The organism is Streptomyces sp. MS191 (assembly GCF_008042125.1).
Classification (GTDB): domain Bacteria; phylum Actinomycetota; class Actinomycetes; order Streptomycetales; family Streptomycetaceae; genus Streptomyces.
On sequence record NZ_RDBI01000065.1, the window covers coordinates 102,140 to 120,103 of the forward strand.

Annotated in this window: 18 protein-coding genes and 1 riboswitch; of the genes, 11 read left to right on the plus strand and 7 right to left on the minus strand. The window is 73.1% G+C overall.

What is annotated here, in order from left to right:
* The first annotated feature begins 267 nt into the window (after window positions 1-267).
* The 4 genes from EAO71_RS27370 (at window position 268) to EAO71_RS27385 (ending at window position 4,797) form a co-directional block, all read left to right on the plus strand.
* Complete coding sequence (locus tag EAO71_RS27370; protein WP_147980492.1) at window positions 268-1,395, plus strand: glycoside hydrolase family protein; 1,128 nt, start codon at window positions 268-270, stop codon at window positions 1,393-1,395.
* A gap of 222 nt (window positions 1,396-1,617) precedes the next feature.
* Window positions 1,618-2,670 (plus strand): iron-siderophore ABC transporter substrate-binding protein, encoded by a 1,053-nt coding sequence (locus tag EAO71_RS27375; RefSeq protein ID WP_147980493.1) that lies wholly within the window; start codon window positions 1,618-1,620, stop codon window positions 2,668-2,670.
* 16 nt (window positions 2,671-2,686) lie between these two features.
* Window positions 2,687-3,724, plus strand: coding sequence for a FecCD family ABC transporter permease (locus EAO71_RS27380; protein WP_147980494.1), 1,038 nt, complete (start codon window positions 2,687-2,689; stop codon window positions 3,722-3,724).
* A complete protein-coding gene (locus EAO71_RS27385; protein WP_147980495.1) occupies window positions 3,721-4,797 on the plus strand; it encodes a FecCD family ABC transporter permease in 1,077 nt (358 codons plus the stop codon). The genes EAO71_RS27380 and EAO71_RS27385 overlap by 4 nt, the downstream gene beginning before the upstream one ends.
* Before the next feature lie 122 nt (window positions 4,798-4,919).
* Here EAO71_RS27385 and EAO71_RS27390 read toward each other — a convergent pair whose 3' ends face one another.
* Entirely contained in the window at window positions 4,920-5,813 is an 894-nt protein-coding gene (locus EAO71_RS27390) for a LysM peptidoglycan-binding domain-containing protein (RefSeq protein WP_147980496.1), read from the minus strand.
* A 4-nt stretch (window positions 5,814-5,817) separates the two neighbouring features.
* A riboswitch (cyclic di-AMP (ydaO/yuaA leader) is annotated at window positions 5,818-6,000 on the minus strand.
* Between the two features lie 402 nt (window positions 6,001-6,402).
* Here EAO71_RS27390 and EAO71_RS27395 point away from each other — a divergent pair.
* The 3 genes from EAO71_RS27395 to EAO71_RS27405 all read left to right on the plus strand — a co-directional run bounded on the left by EAO71_RS27395 (window position 6,403) and on the right by EAO71_RS27405 (window position 8,901).
* Window positions 6,403-7,359, plus strand: coding sequence for a hypothetical protein (locus tag EAO71_RS27395; RefSeq protein WP_147980497.1), 957 nt, complete (start codon window positions 6,403-6,405; stop codon window positions 7,357-7,359).
* 245 nt (window positions 7,360-7,604) lie between these two features.
* Window positions 7,605-8,246, plus strand: a complete 642-nt coding sequence (locus tag EAO71_RS27400) for a class I SAM-dependent methyltransferase (RefSeq protein ID WP_147980498.1) — start codon at window positions 7,605-7,607, stop codon at window positions 8,244-8,246.
* Between the two features lie 76 nt (window positions 8,247-8,322).
* Window positions 8,323-8,901: a dienelactone hydrolase family protein gene (locus EAO71_RS27405; RefSeq protein ID WP_147980499.1), complete on the plus strand. Its 579-nt coding sequence runs from the start codon at window positions 8,323-8,325 to the stop codon at window positions 8,899-8,901.
* Between the two features lie 58 nt (window positions 8,902-8,959).
* Here EAO71_RS27405 and EAO71_RS27410 read toward each other — a convergent pair whose 3' ends face one another.
* Window positions 8,960-9,976, minus strand: a complete 1,017-nt coding sequence (locus tag EAO71_RS27410; RefSeq protein ID WP_147980500.1) for a winged helix-turn-helix domain-containing protein — start codon at window positions 9,974-9,976, stop codon at window positions 8,960-8,962.
* Window positions 9,977-10,100: 124 nt separating this feature from the next.
* Here EAO71_RS27410 and EAO71_RS27415 point away from each other — a divergent pair, with 124 nt between their 5' ends.
* Together EAO71_RS27415 and EAO71_RS27420 are read left to right on the plus strand one after the other, a co-directional pair.
* Complete coding sequence (locus EAO71_RS27415) at window positions 10,101-11,060, plus strand: SMP-30/gluconolactonase/LRE family protein (protein ID WP_147980501.1); 960 nt, start codon at window positions 10,101-10,103, stop codon at window positions 11,058-11,060.
* A gap of 132 nt (window positions 11,061-11,192) precedes the next feature.
* Window positions 11,193-11,630, plus strand: coding sequence for a peptidoglycan-binding domain-containing protein (locus EAO71_RS27420; RefSeq protein WP_187282854.1), 438 nt, complete (start codon window positions 11,193-11,195; stop codon window positions 11,628-11,630).
* 79 nt (window positions 11,631-11,709) lie between these two features.
* On the opposite strand, the gene EAO71_RS27425 is transcribed toward EAO71_RS27420, so the two are convergent.
* Window positions 11,710-12,318, minus strand: coding sequence for a cysteine hydrolase family protein (locus EAO71_RS27425; RefSeq protein ID WP_147980503.1), 609 nt, complete (start codon window positions 12,316-12,318; stop codon window positions 11,710-11,712).
* A gap of 54 nt (window positions 12,319-12,372) precedes the next feature.
* Window positions 12,373-13,026 (minus strand): GNAT family N-acetyltransferase, encoded by a 654-nt coding sequence (locus tag EAO71_RS27430; protein ID WP_147980504.1) that lies wholly within the window; start codon window positions 13,024-13,026, stop codon window positions 12,373-12,375.
* 150 nt (window positions 13,027-13,176) lie between these two features.
* Between EAO71_RS27430 and EAO71_RS27435 the strand changes: the two genes are divergently transcribed.
* Window positions 13,177-13,893: a ribonuclease H family protein gene (locus EAO71_RS27435; RefSeq protein ID WP_147980505.1), complete on the plus strand. Its 717-nt coding sequence runs from the start codon at window positions 13,177-13,179 to the stop codon at window positions 13,891-13,893.
* Window positions 13,894-13,972: 79 nt separating this feature from the next.
* On the opposite strand, the gene EAO71_RS27440 is transcribed toward EAO71_RS27435, so the two are convergent.
* On the minus strand, window positions 13,973-14,599 hold the full coding sequence (locus EAO71_RS27440; RefSeq protein ID WP_261992381.1) for a TetR family transcriptional regulator: 627 nt from the start codon (window positions 14,597-14,599) through the stop codon (window positions 13,973-13,975).
* An 81-nt stretch (window positions 14,600-14,680) separates the two neighbouring features.
* Between EAO71_RS27440 and EAO71_RS27445 the strand changes: the two genes are divergently transcribed.
* Complete coding sequence (locus tag EAO71_RS27445; RefSeq protein WP_147980506.1) at window positions 14,681-15,616, plus strand: oxidoreductase; 936 nt, start codon at window positions 14,681-14,683, stop codon at window positions 15,614-15,616.
* A gap of 78 nt (window positions 15,617-15,694) precedes the next feature.
* Here the strand turns inward: EAO71_RS27445 and EAO71_RS27450 are convergent, their stop codons facing one another.
* The gene (locus EAO71_RS27450; RefSeq protein ID WP_147980507.1) at window positions 15,695-16,297 is read right to left on the minus strand and encodes a hypothetical protein; all 603 of its coding nucleotides are present in this window, start codon (window positions 16,295-16,297) and stop codon (window positions 15,695-15,697) included.
* 162 nt (window positions 16,298-16,459) lie between these two features.
* On the minus strand, window positions 16,460-17,779 hold the full coding sequence (locus EAO71_RS27455; protein ID WP_147980508.1) for a radical SAM protein: 1,320 nt from the start codon (window positions 17,777-17,779) through the stop codon (window positions 16,460-16,462).
* Between the last annotated feature and the right edge of the window lie 185 nt (window positions 17,780-17,964).

The window sequence follows — 17,964 nt, forward strand, 5'->3', positions numbered from 1 at the left end:
ACTTCCGGGGCAGTCTCTGTGCACGCGACGCTCGGGGTCCTGTGCCGCATGTTGACGCCTCGCCAGGTCGGGGACCGGCGAGCAGGGCGATTGGTCCTCATCCGCACCAATGGCATGTGGTCGGCGCCCGGAAGGAGCAGTGCGGGCGAGGCTGACGACCCGTCGGGCGGACCGGACGGGCGAATGCGGATGAAATGTAAGTATTTTCAGCTACTTGGTGGGGTTCCATGGAGGCCTGTTGCCCGACACGGAGGGAAGGGGGTGTGCGTGGGGGTCAGGAATTCCCTCATCGCCCTGGTGCTGGCGGTGTGCGCGATGCTGGCCGGCGGGCCGGTGGCGCGGGGCGCCGAACCGGTGCCCGACACCAGGTGGACGCCACGCGCGCTGACCGTACGAGGGCTGGACCTGCACGATGCCGTGATCGCCCGCTACGACGGCACGTACTTCATGTACGGCACGATGTACGGCTGCGGCTACGAGTGGTTCGTGGCCCGGACCCCCTGGTGCGGCTTCGGCGTGGCGACGGCGCGGTCGCTCGAGGGGCCGTGGTCCGCGCCCCGCCTGCTCTTCGATCCCGGCTCGGACGATCCGTCCACCCGTCAGACCTGGCAGGACACCTGCGGCGGAACGGGGCAGGGCTGCTTCAACCCGAGGATGCTCCGGCGGTCCGGCTGGGGCAAGGACGACGGCGCCTTCGTCCTGTGGTTCAACGCGCCGCGCCAGTACAACCTGGGCGCGCCGCACGCCTACAACGCGATGGGGTGCGACGGCCCCCTCGGACCCTGCGGACCCACCACCGGTTCGCCGTCCGGCTGGTACCGGAAGCCGGCGCTCGACATCTGCCGGGGCAACGGCGACTTCGGCTTCATCGAGTCGGGCGAACCCGGCGGCCGGCCGGCGCTCGTCTGCACCCGGCCGGGCACCGCGGCCCTCTCGCTCCAGCAGCTCGACGAGTGGGGGAGCGGCGGCGAACCGGGTGTCGGCGTCGCGAAGGTCGCCGGCCTCTCGCACGTCGAGGGACCGGGCGGATTCTGGGACCCCGTGCACCGCACGTACGTCCTGACCTACTCCGACCAGGGCTGCGGCTACTGCACCGGCACCCCGATCGGCTACGCCACCTCCCCCTCCCTCTACTCGGGCTGGAGCGCGCCGGGGAACGTCGGCTGGGGCGCGCCCGTGTACGGGCGCCGCATCTTCAACGGCAACAGCTGCGGAGGGCAGCCGCGGACGGTGAGCGTCCTGGACGGCCGGCCCTGGCAGATCATCGACCTCTGGCTCGGCACCCGCAACGAGGCGGCCGCGGGCACCCATCTCGTACCCCTCCGGTACCGGCCGGCCCTCGGCACTCCCGGTGACGGGCAGGTCTGGCGACCGCCGTTGCGGCTCGACTGCTGAACCCGACGTCCATACGGAGGTGATCCTTCCGTCACGTCGACACGGGCCGACCTGCGATGACGAAGGATCGGACGCGTGAAACCCTTGATTTGGAGATAAGGGAAACCTAACTTAGCTTTGCCTAAGTACTTATCGGCTTCCGGAGCCGGGATCAGGCCTGCGCGCGTTCCGTGCGCGTGGGTCCCCCTCCGCATGCCGACTGCCCGCAGAGAAGGATCGTCCATGACCCTCGCAGTGACCCGCACACGCCGTCGCGCAGTCGTCGCCACGGCCGCCGCCGCCACGCTCGCCCTCCTCGTCGGGGGCTGCGGCGCGGGCGAGAAGAAGGACGCCGCCGGCTCCGGCGAGGCGAAGGCCGCCGGCGCCGCCTTCCCGGTGACCATCAAGAGCGCGCTCGGCGAGGCGACCATCACCAAGCAGCCCAAGCGCGTCGTCACCCTCGGGCAGGGCTCCGCCGAGACCGCCATCGCCCTCGGCCACACCCCCGTCGGCATCGAGAGCTACCCCTGGGGCAGCGACAAGACCGGCTACCTGCCGTGGATCCACGAGGCCGTCACCAAGTCCGGCGGCAAGCTCCCCAAGCAGTTCAAGGGCATGGAGGAGCTCGACATCGAGGCCATCACCGAGCTCGAGCCCGACGTGATCCTCGCGCCCTGGTCCGGCGTCACCAAGGAGCAGTACGACGTCCTGAAGGACATCGCGCCGACCGTGGCCTACCCGGACAAGGCGTGGAGCACCGACTGGGACCAGCAGATCGACATCGTCGCCCAGGCCCTCGGTGAGCCCGAGGAGGGCAAGCAGCTGACGGCCAAGATCCGTAAGCAGCTGGCCGACGCCGCCGCGACCCGGCCGAACTACAAGAACGTGACGTTCTCGTACATCTACAACACCGGCCCCGGCACCCTCGGCGTCTTCAAGCCGAAGGAGCAGCGCGTCGAGATGCTCACGTCCCTCGGCCTCAAGGTCGACCCGGTCGTGAACGGCTTCAAGGAGACCGACGGCACCGACTCCGCCCTCATCGGCCTGGAGAACGCCAACAAGCTCTCCGGCAGCGCCGTGGCCTTCACGTTCTACATGGACGAGAAGTCGCGGAAGGAGATCGAGGCCCAGCCGCTGTACGGGGCCATCCCCGCGGTGAAGAAGGGCGCGATCGTCTACAGCCACGACACCCCGTTCGTCACGGCCTCCTCGATGATCAACCCGCTGACCGTGCCGTGGAGCATCGAGCGCTACCTGCCCCTGATCGACAAGGCCGTCGCCAAGGCCGGGAAGTAAGCACGGTTCCCTTCGCATGGCTTCCTCCACGCTCGTCGAGCCGGGCGGTACCAGCACCTCGCGTGCCGGTGCCGCCCGGCTGGCGTTGTCTCTGACGGTCTGTCTCGCCGTCCTCGCGCTCGCGATGCTCGCGAGCGTGATGTTCGGCAGCAAGACCACCTCGTTCGGCTCCGTCATGGACGTCCTCAGGGGCCATGGCGACGCCTACCTGACCACCGTCGTCCAAAGCCGCTACCCCCGGACCGCGATCGGCGTGCTCGCAGGCGTGTGCCTGGCGGTCGCCGGCACCCTCATGCAGGGCGTCACCCGCAACCCGCTGGCCGAGCCCGGACTCCTCGGCATCAACGCGGGCGCCTCGGCGAGCATCGTCGCCGCGACCGCCTTCCTCGGCGTGACGGGCCAGTCCGCCACCCTGTGGTGGGCCCTGCCCGGCGCCCTGCTGGCCGGACTCGTCGTCCACGTCATCGGATCCGCCGGCACCAGCGCCGGCCCGGCCCGCCTCGTGCTGGCCGGAGCCGTCCTCTCCGCCGTCCTCGCCGCCTTCATCCAGGCCGTCACCCTGAGCCTGCCGCGCGTCTTCGACAGCTACCGCTACTGGGTCGTCGGAGCCCTCGGCGGCCGGGACTTCGACGTCTTCTGGTCGGTCCTGCCGTTCGCGGCCGTCGGCCTGCTCGTCGCCCTCGTGATCGCCCCGGGTCTCAACGTGACGGCACTGGGCGACGACACGGCGACTTCGCTCGGTGCCCGCCCGGCACGGGTCAAGGCGGCCGGGCTGCTCGCGGCGACCCTGCTCAGCGCGGCGGCCACCGCGGCCGTCGGTCCCATCGCCTTCGTCGGCCTCGCCGTACCCCACCTCGTACGGGCCCTCGTCGGCGTCGACTTCCGTCTGCAGATCCTCTTCTCCGCCCTCGTCGGTCCCGCGCTGCTGCTCTCCGCCGACGTCGTCGGACGTGTGCTGCTGCGGCCGCAGGAGGTCATGGTCGGTGTCATCACCGCGTTCATCGGGGCGCCCGCGCTGCTGCTGGCGGTCCGCAGGATGAGAGGAAGCGCATGAGCGCCCGTCAGGCCCCGGCGCCCGCACCCGTCAGGACGGCGCCGCGCCGGCACGTGGTCAGGATCGGCGGCTCGGTGTCCCTGCCGATCCGCACCTCCACCGTCGTCCTGGCCGTCGGCCTGCTCCTGCTGATCGTCGCCGGAGCGGTGGCCACCCTCACCCTGGGACGCCTCGGCATCCGGCTGGCCGACCTCCCCACGGCCCTGCTGGGAGGGGCGGAGGGCAAGAACGCCTTCGTCCTGAACCGGCTGCGCGGACCGCGTCTGGTCGTCGGCATCGGCACCGGCGCCGCGTTCGGCCTGTCCGGCGCGCTGTTCCAGTCGGTCACCCGCAACCCGCTCGGCAGCCCGGACGTCATCGGGCTGGGCGCGGGGGCCGGAGCCGGCGCGGCCGTCGTCGCCCTGCTCCTCCCGGACGTCGTACCGGTCCCGGTCGGCGCGCTCCTCGGTGCCGTCCTGGCCATGGTGCTCGTCTACGTGTCGACCGGGACGGGCTTCCGCAACCCGGTGCGCCTCGTCGTCGCCGGCATCGGTGTCTCCGCCATGGCCGTCGCCGTCATCCAGTACGTCGTGTACGCGGTGGAACGGGACAAGGCCACGGTCCTGAGCGCCTACGTCAACGGCAGCCTGTCCGCCCGTTCGTGGGACGACGCGACGACGATCTGGCTCGTGCTGGCCGTGGTGCTTCCGCTCGCCGTCCTGCTCTCGAGGGACATCGGCATCGGCGAGATGGGCGACGACACCGCCGCCGCGCTGGGCGGCCGTCCCGGGCGGACCAAGACCGCGGCGGTCACCCTGGCGATCGTGCTGTCCGCCGCCGCCGTGAGCGTGGCCGGGCCGATCGCCTTCATCTCCCTGACCGCCCCCCAGATCGCCAAGCGGCTGTCGCGCGGGTCCGGCCCCCAACTGGCCCTGTCGATGCTGGTGGGAGCCCTGCTGCTGGTCCTCGCCGATCTCGCCGCCCAGCAGATGCCGTACCTCGACAACCTGCCCGTGGGCATCTACACGATGGCCATCGGCGGGCTGTACCTCGGTCACCTGCTCGTCCGGGAGTGGCGGCGGGGCGTGCTGTAGGCGGCCCGCGCCGAAGGCCCCGACGGCGGGCCCGGAACGCGAGGAAGGCCCCGACCCCCGAGCGGTCGGGGCCTTCCCCGTCGTATGGGCCGGCGCGCCCGTCAGGAGGCGCCGTGGCCCCGTCAGTAGGCGCCGAAGACGTTGTCGATGGAGCCGTACTTGTCGGCGGCGTAGTTGCACGCGGCCGTGATGTTGGCGACCGGGTCGTACATGTCCATGGACGTGCCGGGCACGTGGTAGGCCAGGAAGGTCGGCTCGATGACCTGGAGCAGGCCCTTCGAGGGGGTGCCGGCGACGGCGTTGGAGTCCCAGTTGTTGATGGCCTGCGGGTTGCCGGAGGACTCGCGCATGATGTTGCGGTGGATGCCCTCGTAGGAGCCGGGGATGCCGTGCTGGGCCATGACGTCCAGGGACTCCCGGATCCAGCCGTCGAGGTCGTTCGTGTAGCTCTTCACGGCCGCGGGGGCGGCGGCCGGAGCCGCCTGCTGCGTCTGCCGGGCCTGCGGCGCGGGGGCGGTGCGCTGCTGGGAGCGGCTGGCCCGGTCGGCGGACGAGGACTTCGCCGGCTTGGCGGCCTTCGACTTCTGCGCGGGCGCGGGGGACTTGGGCTGCGGCGCCGCGGAATTGCGGTGCAGCGTCAGCTTGAGGCCCGGGTGAATGAGTGACGGATTGTCACCGACCGCGGAGTGGTTGGCGCGGTAGAGAACCTTCCAGCCGCCCCGGACGCCCTGCTCGTAAGCGATCATCGAAAGGGAATCACCCGGCACGACGGTGTAGGTCTTGGGGGCTGCGGCCGGTGCCGCGGGCAGCGATTCCGTGATCTTCTGCGACACATTTGCTGCCGCATTCGCCGTGGCAATGGCCGGCGTGATCTCGGGCGCCGTGCGCGGGGCGGCGTGGGCGGTCGCGGAGGCGACGAGGGGGAGGGCCAGTGCGGCTCCACCCGTGCTCGCGAGGGCGATACCGCGGGCGAGCGGACGGCGCTTCGGGCGTCGGTGCTTACCGTTTGCAGGCATGACGGATTCCTCTCCGGAGCCTGCGGGGTGAGCTGTCGGGTTCGGGCTGGAGATGCCCGGCCGCACATGTGCGACTTCACCCCTAGCCGTTCCGGAATCCGGACCGGCGAATACTTGGGTCCCCCGCTCCTGCCGGCGGTGAATAGTGGGAATTGCGGATGGTGGCAGGATTCGGCGTTCCATCCGAATGGAGGTGACCGTAGGCGAGGAATACCGTCGGGAACAAGGCGCCTCGACGATGTGATAAACGGCCCCGCGGAGGCCCCCGAAGCCCCGAAGTTCCCTGAATCACGGGGAGATGGGGCCCGAGGGCGGGCAGGGCGGCCGGCCACCCGTGAGCCATGTCACCTGAAAGAAATGTCCGACATCACCCCATAATTCCGAGCAAAGGAAGATTGATGCTCATGGGGTGGGTGGTCGTTTTATGGCCTTTTATGCGCGCCGATGTGACGGCTCGCCGTCGGGCCCCTCTCTGCTCCCCCGATTCGCGTCCCGGACACCCCTCCGGTCCCTCGCGCCACAAGGTCTCCCGTCCGGCTGCGGGGCCGGTCGTGACCTCCCTACGATCTGTCGCGACCGAGGGGGGCACATGAGCGTGACCGGTGGGAGCGTGCGGCGAGGGCAGCGGGCCTGGCTCGTCCTGGTGTCCGCCGCGGCGATCGTGCTGACGGTGCTGGGCGGGGCCCAGGTGCCCGATCCGATCGACCTGGTGCCGTCCGTCGCCGCGGCCGCGGCCGTCCCGGGCGTCCTGGCCCTCGCCCAGTACCTGCTGCTCCGTAGCGGGCGCATCGAACCCGGCACGATCGGCGTCGCCGGGCTGAGCGCGGCCATCGTCGGGGTGAACAGGGCGGAGGGCGACGGGCGGATGCTGCTCGGAGTGCTCCTGGCGTTCGCCGCGGCCCTGCCCTTCGCCCTGCTCAGTGGCTACCTCGCGTGGAACGCCGGCCTCGGCTACGCGATGGTGTCCGCCGCCACCGTGCTCATCGCCGCGGACCAGCTGGTGCTCCAGGTCGTCGACGAGACGGTGAACACCCACGCGCCGCTGATGCGGGCCCTCGGGGGTGCCGACCTCTGGCTGCCCAGCGTGTTCCTCGTGGCCGCCGCCCTCTTCGGGCTCGTCGCGCTGCTCCGGCCCACCTCGGAGCCCATGCCGCCGGCGGAGGGCGAGGGATGGCTCCGGCCGACGCTGCTGATCTTCCTGCCGGCCTTCGGCCTGTCGGCCCTGGCCGGAGTGCTCTACACGGCTCGCATCCAGGCCGCGATCCCCGGCGGCCTGAGCCGGGACCTGCTGACGGTGTGCCTGCTGGGTCTCGCGGCGGGCGGATGCAGCCTGAGGACCGGCGAGGCCCACCTCGTCGACGTCGCGGTGGGGGCACTGTTCGCGGGCTCGCTGACGACCTTCCTCGCCATCGAGTCGGTCGACGCCGCCACGGCCTCCCTCGTCGTCGCGGCGACGGCCGTCGTGTTCGTCCTCCTGGACCTGGCGCGGCTGTCCCCGGCACCGGCTCCCGATCCGGCGCCGGCCCCTGTGCCCGACCCCCGCTGACGTCACGTCGCCGGTCCGGGCCGGGCAGGCACCGGGGAGGCCGCGGACGCGCGCACGCGCACGCGGGGTGGAGCGACTCCGCCCGCCCGGTCCGTGAGGACGCCGCACCCCCGGAACCGCCGCACGACCGCCACCTGACGCCCGAGGACTCCTGGGACCGGTCGGGCCCCCAGGGGAACGGTGCGCCGTGCGGAGCGCCGTCGGGCAACTCCCGCTTCCCCAGAGGCTCGTGGGATGCTGGAGTCATGGGGGATCACGTGGACCACGCAGCCGTCCGGCGGAGTTACGACACCGTGGCGGAGGAGTACGCCACCCGGCTCGGGAACGAACTGGACGGGAAGCCGCTCGACCGGGCCCTGCTCGGCGCACTCCTCGAAGAGGCCGGACAGGGGGCCGTCGTCGCCGACCTCGGCTGTGGACCCGGGCACGTCACCGGCTGGCTCGCCGCCCACGGTGCGCGGGCCGTCGGCGTCGACCTCTCCCCGGGCATGGTCGCGACAGCCGCACGGCGCCATCCCGAGGCGGAGTTCCGGGAGGGCGACCTGCTCGCGCTGCCCGCCGGGGACGGTGAGTTCGACGCGGCCGTCGCCCTGTACTCCGTCATCCACGTCGCCCCCGACGAGCTCGGCCGCGCCTTCGCGGAGGCGCACCGCGTGCTGCGCCCCGCCGGGCTGCTCCTGGTCTCCTTCCACCGGGGCGAGGAGGTGCGGCACCTGGACGAATGGTGGGGGCACGCGGTGGACGTCGACTTCCGATTCCTGGACCCTTCCCGGGTGGGCGCACTCCTCGCCGACGCCGGGTTCACCGTCGAGATGCGGATGGAGCGCGGCCACTACGCTCACGAGGTCGACACCCGCCGCGTCTATCTGCTGGCCCGCCGGAACTGAACCGCACGGCGACCGGCGAGTGCACGGCGCCGGGTCCGTGCCGCCGGGGCCGGCCCACCCACGAGAGGGGACCCACATGGCCGAGGTACTGCTCTTCCACCACGCACAGGGACTGACGCCGGGCGTCACGGCCTTCGCCGACACGCTCCGTCTGCACGGCCACGGCGTGCACGTCCCCGACCTGTACGACGGGCGGACGTTCGACACCCTGGAGGAAGGCGTCGGCCACGCCCGGGACATCGGCTTCGGCACCATCCTGGAGCGGGGCGCCGGCGCCGCCGAACCACTGCCGGCAGGGCTCGTCCTCGCCGGCTTCTCCCTGGGGGTGCTGCCCGCCCAGCAACTGGCGCAGACCAGGCCGGGCGCCCGCGGCGCGCTCCTGTTCGACGCCTGCCTCCCCGTCACCGAGTTCGGAGCCGCCTGGCCCGACGACGTCCCCGTCCAGGTGCACGGCATGGACGGGGACGAGTTCTTCGTCGGCGACGGCGATCTCGACGCGGCCCGCGCGCTCGCCGCTGCCACGGAGCGGGCCGAGCTGTTCCTCTACCCCGGCAAGCAGCACCTGTTCGCCGACAGCAGCCTGCCGTCCCACGACCCGGCGGCGGCCGCCCTGCTCACCGAGCGGGTGCTCGCCTTCCTGGACGCCGTCCGGTAGGAGGGGGCGCGCGCCTCAACGGCCCGCGGACATGGGGCCCGGCCCCTTCCGCCGTCGGTCAGCTCCCGGCCAGCAGGGCGTGTCCGAGCGGGGTGAGGCTGTGGAGCACCGCCGTGCCCGTCCGTACGGTGTCGACCAGGCCGGCGCCCCGCAGGACGCCCGCGTGCTGGCTGGCCGCCGCGAGCGAGACGCCGGCCCGTTCGGCGAGGGCCGTGGTGCCGGCGGGCGAACGCAGCAGCCGGAGCACCTGCGCCCGGGTACGGCCCAGCAGGGCCGCCAGCGCTTCGGGCCGGTCGTCGGACCGGCCCGAAGCGGCGCCGTCGCACATCGGGTAGACGAGCACCGTCGCCGCCTCCGGGCGGAACATCACCATCGGGCCCGTCGCGAACCACGAGGGCACCAGCAGGAGTCCGCGTCCGCACAACGGGATGTCGTACGACGACGCCGACGGCAGGTGAAGCGTCGGCGGCTGCCACCGCCAGGTCGTCCCCAGCGTGGTCAGCAGCGCGTCGACGCCCCCGCGCAGCAGCATCTCGGCCCGCAGCGCACGATCGGTCAGGGTGTCGGCGCGGATCCGGGGCCAGAGCGGTTCCACCGAGGCGTGGAAGTAGGCACGCGTGTCGCGGGCCAGGGCGTGGCGCGCGGCCGAAGTGCCCTGGGCGAGCTCCCGGGTCCACCGGCCCGGGCGGGCCAGGCCGCCGTTCCAGCCGGAGACCTCCGGCACTCCCAGATCGCGCGCCAGCGTCCCGGCGGGGGTCGCGACGGCCGCGTCCAGCGCGTCGGTGAAGTCGTGCGCCGACGGCTGCAGCAGGAAGTCCGGCACGAACCGGTCCTCGGCGACCAGTTCGGCGAGGACACCCGCCCCGGCGGCCGGGCCGCCGCGCACGGAGCGCTGCCACTCCCGGGCGGCGGGACGCGTCCGGTGCAGGAGGGCGGCGCCCGGGCCTGAGCCGTCGCCGGGACGGCCCGCACGCAGCCCCAGCCGCAGGCTCAGCGCCGTCTCCGAGAGGGCGTCGGCAGCCGGGGCGAGCGTGATCTGACGCAGGTCGGCGGCCGTGAAGTGAAGGCGGATCACGACGACCGATTATCGGCCCCCCGGACCCTTTCGCCCAGGGGTGAAAGGCCTCGCGTTCCGCGCGGCCGGCCCGCAGGCTCCGGGTGTCCGCCTCGCCGATCCGACTCCTCCGGAGGTCGCCCCGATGCGCCGCATCCCCATCCGTACCGCCTGCCTCGCCGCGGCGGCCCTGCTCGCCGGCCTCGCCGGAACGCCGGGCCCGGCCGCCGCCCGGGAACTGCCCGACGACTACGTCGTCTCCCGCGCCCCCGGCGTGCTCCCCGAGGGGATCGCCGTCGCCCGCGACGGCACCATGTACGTCTCCTCGGACGGCACCGGCGCGCTGTACCGCGGCCACGTCAGCCGGCCGGAGCTGCGCCCCTTCCCCGCGGACGGCCTGCGCGACCGGCCCAGTTCGCTCGGCGTCCACACCGACCGCCAGGGCCGTGTCCTCTCCGTCGGCGGCGCCACCCTCACCGTCCACGACCGGCACGGCCGGCTGCTGGCCACCCGTACCGCACGCAGCGGGCCCCTCGGCGCACCCGACCTGAACGACCTGGTCGTGACCCGGGACGCGGTGTACGTGACCGACTGGGCCAACCCCGTCGTCCATCGCGCGAAGATCCGCGGCGGCACCCTCGGCCCGCTCGAACCCTGGCTCGACATCCGCGGCGCCTTCCCGCAGTTCCCGGCGCAGTACTGGCTCCTGAACGGCATCGTCGCGAACGAGTCCGGCACCGCCCTGCTGGTGGCGTCCAACGGGACCGAGGCCGTCTGGCGCATCGGCACCGCCGACAAGGAGGTCGACCGGGTCGACCTGGGGGAGGAGTCGTTCGGCCCCGACGGGATGGTGCTGCACGGCCGCACGCTGTACGCCGTGCTCAACTACGGCGCCCCGCACGGCGTCTACATCGCGCGGCTGGACGGCGACCTGCGGACGGGCACGGTCACCCACCGCCTCACCGGCGAACCCTTCGACCTGCCGACCACCCTCGCGCGGTACGGCTGCCGCCTGTACGTGGTCAACAGCCAGCTGGACGAACCGCCGGGCCGTCCCCCGTACACCGTGAGCGCGATCGACGACCCGACCTGCGGCACCTCCTGACACCGGCGGGAGCGCCCTGTCCGGGACRYGTCCCGGACAGGGCGCTCCCGTGGCGAACGGGCGCGGCGGGGCCCCAGGATGACGGCCGGGGCGGCGGACCCGTCGCCCCGTCTCCGACCACAGGGGGAACAGTTGACGAACCGACACACGAGGATGCGAGGTCCGCGGCCCGGACGCCGGGCGGCCACCGCGCTGACCGCGGCGGTGCTCCTGCTCGGCGCCGGCGTCACGACGGCGTCCGCGGCGCCCCGCACCGACACGAGCACTCTCTCCGCGCAGGCCGGCTGCACCATCCGCTGGCGGACGACGGACAACTACGCCGGATTCACGGCGGGTTACAGCTGGGCCTGGAACGTGGAGGTCGGCCCCGGAGCCACCGGCGACCGGGTCCGCGAGATCCAGTGCCTGATCAACAACCACGCCTACTACGACGGCCCGCGCCTCACCGTCGACGGCGACTACGGCAACGCCACGAAGACGGCGGTCCGCACGCTCCAGCGGAACTGGGGCGGTATCGGGGTGGACGGCATCGTGGGCCCGGACACCTGGCGCGCCCTGCGCCACGCCTGACCGCGTGACGGCCTGACGGCCTGACGGACACGACCGGGTACGGCCCGGTACGCGCACCGGAMCCGTACCCGGTCGTGTCTCAGCTCGGCACCGGCGTCGGCTCCCCCCGCCCACCGGCCTCCCCGGAGGTGAAGGAGACGTCGGCCGAGCGGGAGGTGATGTCGGCCTCCCCGCCCAGCGCCCAGGCGGCCACCCGCGAGACCGCCCGGGCCGGGATCCGTCCACTGATCCCGGCCGCCGCCGGGACGTCCTGCGTGGCGTGGGCGTCGTGCGGCAGCACCACCCGGTACCCGCGCGCGAGGGCCGTCCGCGCCGTCGCCTGGACGCACATCTCGGACATCACGCCGCAGACGGCGACCGCTCGGACACCCCGCTCCTCCAGCAGGTCCCCCAGCCCGGTCCCCGCGAAGCCGTCGTCGCGCGTCTTGCGGAGCACGAGCTCCGTCGGCCCGGCCTCGACGGGGTGGTGGAGCTCCCAGCCGGGCGTGTGGGGCTCGTCCGCCGCCCCTGGCCGTCCGTCGTTCTGCAGGTGCACCACGAGCGCCCCGGCGGCGCGGGCACGGGCGATCAGGTCCGCGGTCCGCTCTTCGAGCCGTGCCGCGTCGGGCACCGCACCCTGCCCGACGACGAACGCCGACTGGACGTCCACGACGAGCAGGGCCGCTACCGGAGCCGGTGGTGGGGTCATCGCGCCATCATGGCCTTCAGCCGCGTCCCGCCCCCACTCGTCTTCCCGCACCGCTCACGACCGCGGGGAACCCGCGCCCTCGCGCTGCAGGAACCCCGCCAGCCGGGTCTCCAGCCGGGCCCGGCAGTCCGGCCACTCCGCCGCGACGACCGAGAACATGGCGGAGTCGCGCAGCAGATGCTCCTCGCCCGGTGCCCAGGACCGGTTCCAGTTGCGCAGCACGCCCTCGAAGMGCGCACCCACCTTCGACAGGGCCGCCCGTGAGCGCTCGTTGCGGGCGTCCGTCTTGAGGTCGACCCGTGCCGCGCCCCAGGTCTCGAAGGCGTGGCGGAACAGCAGGTACTTGGACTCGGTGTTGAGCCCCGTCCCCTGCGCCGACGCCGCCAGCCAGGTGTAGCCGATCTCGACCGCGCACAGGGCGTCGTCGTCCTGCGGCATCGGCCGCGGATCCAGGTAGGCGGTCGCCCCGACCACCCGCCCCGACCGGCGGTCCACCTGCGCGTACGGAGCGACGGTCCCCTCGGCGGCGCGGCCGAGCTGCGCCTCGACGTACCGGCCGACCTCGGCGGCCGGCGGCACCCAGGTGAACCCGTACGCGTGCCGGTCCTCCTCCGCGGCCACGGCCAGCTCCGCCGTGTGCCGGTGGTCCAGGGGCTCCAGGCGCACCAGCGCGCCCTCGAGCACCGGACCCTCCAGCGTGAAACCCATCGACCGCCACTCCGTCCGCCACCGTGATCACGTGCTGTTCGCCCCCGAAGGGTGACAGAGCCCGGGTGCGTTGTCGTGCGAAATACGCGGCGTGGCCGGGCACGGACCGGGCGGGTTTGAGCGGGGGCCGCGACGTGTCAGGATCGGAGGATGGTGCAGAAGATCATCGCGGCGTGCGACGGCGCGTCGAAGGGAAATCCCGGGCCGGCGGCCTGGGCGTGGGTCATCGCGGGCGCGGACGGCGAGGTGGGGACCTGGGAGGCGGGCCCGCTGGGGCGGGCGACGAACAACGTCGCCGAGCTGACCGCGCTGCAGAAGCTGCTGGAGACGCTCGACCCGGCGGTTCCGGTGGAGGTCCGGATGGACTCCCAGTACGCGATGAAGGCGGTCACGACCTGGCTGCCCGGCTGGCGCCGCAAGGGCTGGAAGACCGCGGCGGGGACGCCGGTGGCCAACAAGGACCTGGTCGTCCGGATCGACGAGCTGCTGACCGGCCGGGAGGTGGACTTCGTCTACACCCCCGCGCATCAGGTGGACGGTGACCGGCTGAACGACGCCGCCGACCGGGCTGCGAGCCACACCGCCCGCAGCCAGCAGGCCATCGGCTCCGCGGACGGCTCGGCCCTCCCGCCGCCCGAGCCCGCCGCCGGCCGCTCCACCGCCGGACCCCGACGCGCCGCCGCCGCGTCCGGCACCCGCACGACGAAGCCCCGCAGCCAGGGTCCGCGCACCGGGGGAGGCTCGGTGAAGGCCAAGTTCCCGGGCCGCTGCCGCTGCGGCTCCCCGTACGCCAAGGGCGAGACGATCAGCAAGAACCCGGACGGCTGGGGCCACCCGGCATGCGCGACGGCGGCTGCGGGAGAGTAGGGGGCGGCCCGCCTGATCGCGCCGCGGGGGACCGGGCCGGTCGGGGGTCGCCGATCCCCGCCTGATCGACCGGGCCCTGCTACACCCGTCCGACGGCCGAGTCCAGCGCCGGGGCGACCAGCGCGAAAGCCCGGTCGATCAGTTCGACCGGGTCCTCGGCGCCGTCGGTGGTGCTCCAGCGGCGCAGGACGGCGTCGAAGGCGGTGAGCGCGATTCCGGCCGCCAGCTCCGGACGGAGGTCGCCGTCCCCGTCGAGCCCGGTACGGCCCACCAGTTCCGCCGCGAGGGCGTCGCGCCACTGGGCCTGCCGCTCCAGGAAGCGGGCGAGCAGCGCCGGGGTGCGCAGGATCAGCTGCACGACGCGCAGCGCCCGTTCGGAGTGGTCGGAGTGGTTCGCGCAGGCGGCGAGCGGCAGGGAGACGGCGCGCAGCAGCGCGACGGAGGCCGGCTCCTCGGCCGGCCGGGCGGCCAGTTCCGCGCGCATACCGGAGCCCATGTCGGCCAGGAACTGCACGACCACGTCCTCCTTGGACGCGAAGTACCGGAAGAACGTGCGCTTGGAGACGCCCGCCGCGGCGGCGATCTCGTCGACGGTGACTCCGTCGAAGCCCTTCCTGGCGAGCAACTGCAGTGCCGATTCGGTGAGTTCGTCCGTGACGAGCCGACGCTTGCGCTCGGCCAGAGTGACGTCGGGTCGCGTGTTCACCCCCTGATCTTACACAGCGTGCCGCATGTGGCACTTGGTAGCGTGTTGACACCGAGTGTCAGAGGCGGCAGCGTATGCCATATGACGGAGCGACAGAACTGGACCACCGAACGGATTCCGGACCAGACGGGGCGGGTGTTCGTCGTCACCGGGGCCAACAGCGGACTCGGCCTCGCGACGACCCGGGCGCTCGCCCACCGCGGCGGCCACGTGATCCTGGCCGTGCGCGACGAGGAGAAGGGCCGCCGGGCCGCCGCCGGCATCACCGGCGAACTCCCGGACGCGCGACTCGAGGTGCGGCGGCTCGACCTGGCCGACCTCGACTCGGTCCGCGCCTTCGCCGAGCGGACGCGCGCCGACCACCCCCGGATCGACGTCCTCGTCAACAACGCCGGTGTCATGGCTCCGCCCCGCACGCTGAGCGCGCAGGGTCACGAGCTGCAGTTCGCCGCCAACCACCTCGGCCACTTCGCGCTCACCGGGCTGCTGCTCGGCGCGCTGACCGACGGGCAGGACCCCCGCGTGGTCACGGTGAGCTCGGCCAACCACCGCCAGGGGCGCCTCTTCCTCGACGACCTCACCGGCGAACGCGCCTACAGGCCCATGGCCTTCTACAACCAGTCGAAGCTCGCCAACGCCCTCTTCGGCCACGAGCTGCACCGGCGTCTGACCTCGGCGGGCAGTCCGGTGCGCAGCCTGCTCGCCCATCCCGGCTACGCCGCCACCAATCTGCAGCGGGACGGACCGGTCGGCATCGTCAGACTGCTGTTCGGGCGTGTCCTCAGCCCGCTCGCCCAGACCCCGGACCGAGGAGCCCTGCCACAGCTGTACGCGGCGACCGACCCGGGGGCGGAAGGCGGCACGTTCATCGGCCCGGACGGCATGGCCGAGCTGCGCGGCGCGCCGACCCGGGTGACCCCCGCCCCGAGAGCCGTCGACGCCGCGACGGGACGCCGCCTGTGGGAGCTGTCCGAGCGGTTGACCGGCGTACGGTACGCGTTGCCGGCCCCGGCCTGAGCGCCCGTCGCTCCGGTGGGCCCGCGACGCGTCGCGCGACCGCGCGCGGGTGCCGTCCGAGGAGCGCCCCTCCGGTCATCAGCCGGCGCCCGCGCCCACGGACGTGCCGGGCCTCGCCGACGCACCGGGATCGGCGGACGTGCCGGGGCCGCCGGTCGTGCCGGGGCTCGTCGACCCGCCCGGACGGACGGCGGGGCGAGGGCTCACGGTGGGGAGGACCGGGCGGCACTTCTCCTGCGGCAGGTCCCGGACGACCGTACGGGCGCCCTCGCCGCCCGGGACGGGCACGTCGAAGGCGTAACACCCCGCCACCGTCCGCTCGGTCACGAAGATGAACGTGCGTGGGGGCCCGTGGCCGAGCAGCCCGGCGACGACCGTGACAGACCCGCCGCTCCGGGTGACACCGACCGCGCCCGGCGCCGGCTTCGCGGCGGGGAGGATCCGGGCGATGTCGACGTCCGACAGGTCGCCGTCGGCCGCCGCCCGGTCGAACTCCTCGCGCCGCGCGTCCACCTGGGCCCGCAGATGGTCGCGGGCCGTGCTCTCGTCGCGCGCCGGTTCCGTCGCCAGCCAGATCCAGGTGACGGTGACGACGAGCAGCAGCCCGCCGAGTACCGTCAGGCATCCGTTGAACAGGCAGCCGCCGACCGTGCCGCTCCGGACCTGTGATCGTCTCCCCATGGGCTCAGCCTGTCCCGCGGGCACGGATCGGACCGCCTCCGTACCCAAGTCGACACCGGACCGAGCCCTGCGGGCTACCAGCACCGATCGCACCCGCGCCGGCCGTGGCACCCCGGCGGATGCCGCGCGTGCGCGCGTCGTGTCCCGGCGGGGCGGGATCCGTCAGAGGCCTTCGAGGCTGTCCATGAACGAGCTCACGGAGAACACGGCGCGGCCGGGGCCCGCCGGACCGTAGCCGGGAGGGGAGCTGAGCCCGAACTCCTCGAGCGTCGCCCGGTAGGCCTCCAGCAGGCGGATGTGGTACTCCAGCGGCGCGCCCAGCGGATTGGCCTTGCCCAGCGGCGTGGTCGGCTCCGGGCACCAGGTGGTGAAGCGCGGGACGACGCCCTTCGACATGAAGAACCGCAGGCCCTCGGTGGTCGACTCGATCGCCTCGCTCACCTTCGTGAAGCCGAACGGCTCGGCCATCTCGATGCCCGCCACGAAGTTCGGGATCACCTGGCGGGGGCCGAACACCTCGGCCGCGTCGAGGATCCGGCGGTGCCACTCGTCGCGGCCGACGTAGCGCTCCTTGCCGGGGCAGTGGAGCTCGAACAGCCGCCGGTCCCACACCTCGAAGTTGGGGTGGTAGATCCGGATGCCGTAGTCGTGGAAGCGCTGCACGGCGTCACGAGGCAGCGCCTGCGCGACGACCTTGCCCGTCCAACGGCCCGGGAAGCGCTCCTCGATGGCCTGGGCGTACTGGCCGTAGAAGTCGGCCTCGTCCCGGCCCCCGACCTGGGAGGTGATGGAGCCGCCCGTCAGGGTGTAGGCGCGCGAGGCGCCGGCCGTGTCGTACCGGTCGATGATCTCCAGCGCCTCCAGCACCTCCTCCACCGGCTTCACCCCGGTGTACGGGCGGCCCGCCGCCTTGTGCTGGCGCCAGTTGTGGTTGATGTCGCAGAACTGGCACTCCTCCTTCGCGCCGAAGTACTGGCACACCCGGAAGACCGTCAGATAGATGAGATAGCCCCACTGGATGGTCGGCGCGACCTCCATCACGGACTTGCCGTTCGACAGCGTGTGCCGGTAGTACTCCGGCATCGGCGGCAGACCCACGTCCGCGATCCGCGCCCCGTCCAGGTACAGGCCGAGCGCCCCGTCCTCGCCGGCGCGCACGACGTACGGGGAGTCGGGATTGACGCGTACGGACACGACGGTGCGCCGCAGCCCGTACGGCCCGCCGGTGAGCACGATCTCCTCCGGCGGCCGGTTGAGCGCGGCGGCGCCGAGCTCCGGCAGCGTGCGGTGGTCGAAGGAGAAGATGAAGTACGACTTGGGCTTGACGTCGCCGGAGGCGCCGTCGGCCGTGCCGCTCAGCGCCGACTCGTCGAAGGCCATGCCGCCGCGCAGGAGGTCTTCCTTGATCACGGCTTCCCGGGGCACGTGCGGGAAGCGCCCCATCAGATCCTCGACCAGTGCGGTGCGGCTGAGGCTCTCCATGTGCTGCTCCATCCCTGGGTCCCCGCACCACCGGGGCCCCGGGCGGCTGGGGCCCCTGAGGTCCGCCGTGCCGTCCGGGTCGCCGCGGCCGCCGCGGGAGCTTCGGTCCTTCTCGGTCGCTTCGAAGCGTAACCCCGGCGAATCTCCGAGCTCACGCGGGTCGGGCGGGGCGGCGTGAGGCGGGC

What these genes read in the sequence shown, in the direction of transcription:
- EAO71_RS27375 (WP_147980493.1), top strand. Translation starts at nt 1,618, where the DNA reads ATGACCCTCGCAGTGACCCGCACACGCCGTCGCGCAGTCGTCGCCACG.
- EAO71_RS27380 (WP_147980494.1), top strand. Translation starts at nt 2,687, where the DNA reads ATGGCTTCCTCCACGCTCGTCGAGCCGGGCGGTACCAGCACCTCGCGT.
- EAO71_RS27385 (WP_147980495.1), top strand. Translation starts at nt 3,721, where the DNA reads ATGAGCGCCCGTCAGGCCCCGGCGCCCGCACCCGTCAGGACGGCGCCG.
- EAO71_RS27390 (WP_147980496.1), bottom strand. Translation starts at nt 5,813, where the DNA reads ATGCCTGCAAACGGTAAGCACCGACGCCCGAAGCGCCGTCCGCTCGCC.
- EAO71_RS27395 (WP_147980497.1), top strand. Translation starts at nt 6,403, where the DNA reads ATGAGCGTGACCGGTGGGAGCGTGCGGCGAGGGCAGCGGGCCTGGCTC.
- EAO71_RS27400 (WP_147980498.1), top strand. Translation starts at nt 7,605, where the DNA reads ATGGGGGATCACGTGGACCACGCAGCCGTCCGGCGGAGTTACGACACC.
- EAO71_RS27405 (WP_147980499.1), top strand. Translation starts at nt 8,323, where the DNA reads ATGGCCGAGGTACTGCTCTTCCACCACGCACAGGGACTGACGCCGGGC.
- EAO71_RS27415 (WP_147980501.1), top strand. Translation starts at nt 10,101, where the DNA reads ATGCGCCGCATCCCCATCCGTACCGCCTGCCTCGCCGCGGCGGCCCTG.
- EAO71_RS27425 (WP_147980503.1), bottom strand. Translation starts at nt 12,318, where the DNA reads ATGACCCCACCACCGGCTCCGGTAGCGGCCCTGCTCGTCGTGGACGTC.
- EAO71_RS27435 (WP_147980505.1), top strand. Translation starts at nt 13,177, where the DNA reads ATGGTGCAGAAGATCATCGCGGCGTGCGACGGCGCGTCGAAGGGAAAT.
- EAO71_RS27445 (WP_147980506.1), top strand. Translation starts at nt 14,681, where the DNA reads ATGACGGAGCGACAGAACTGGACCACCGAACGGATTCCGGACCAGACG.
- EAO71_RS27450 (WP_147980507.1), bottom strand. Translation starts at nt 16,297, where the DNA reads ATGGGGAGACGATCACAGGTCCGGAGCGGCACGGTCGGCGGCTGCCTG.
- EAO71_RS27455 (WP_147980508.1), bottom strand. Translation starts at nt 17,779, where the DNA reads ATGGAGAGCCTCAGCCGCACCGCACTGGTCGAGGATCTGATGGGGCGC.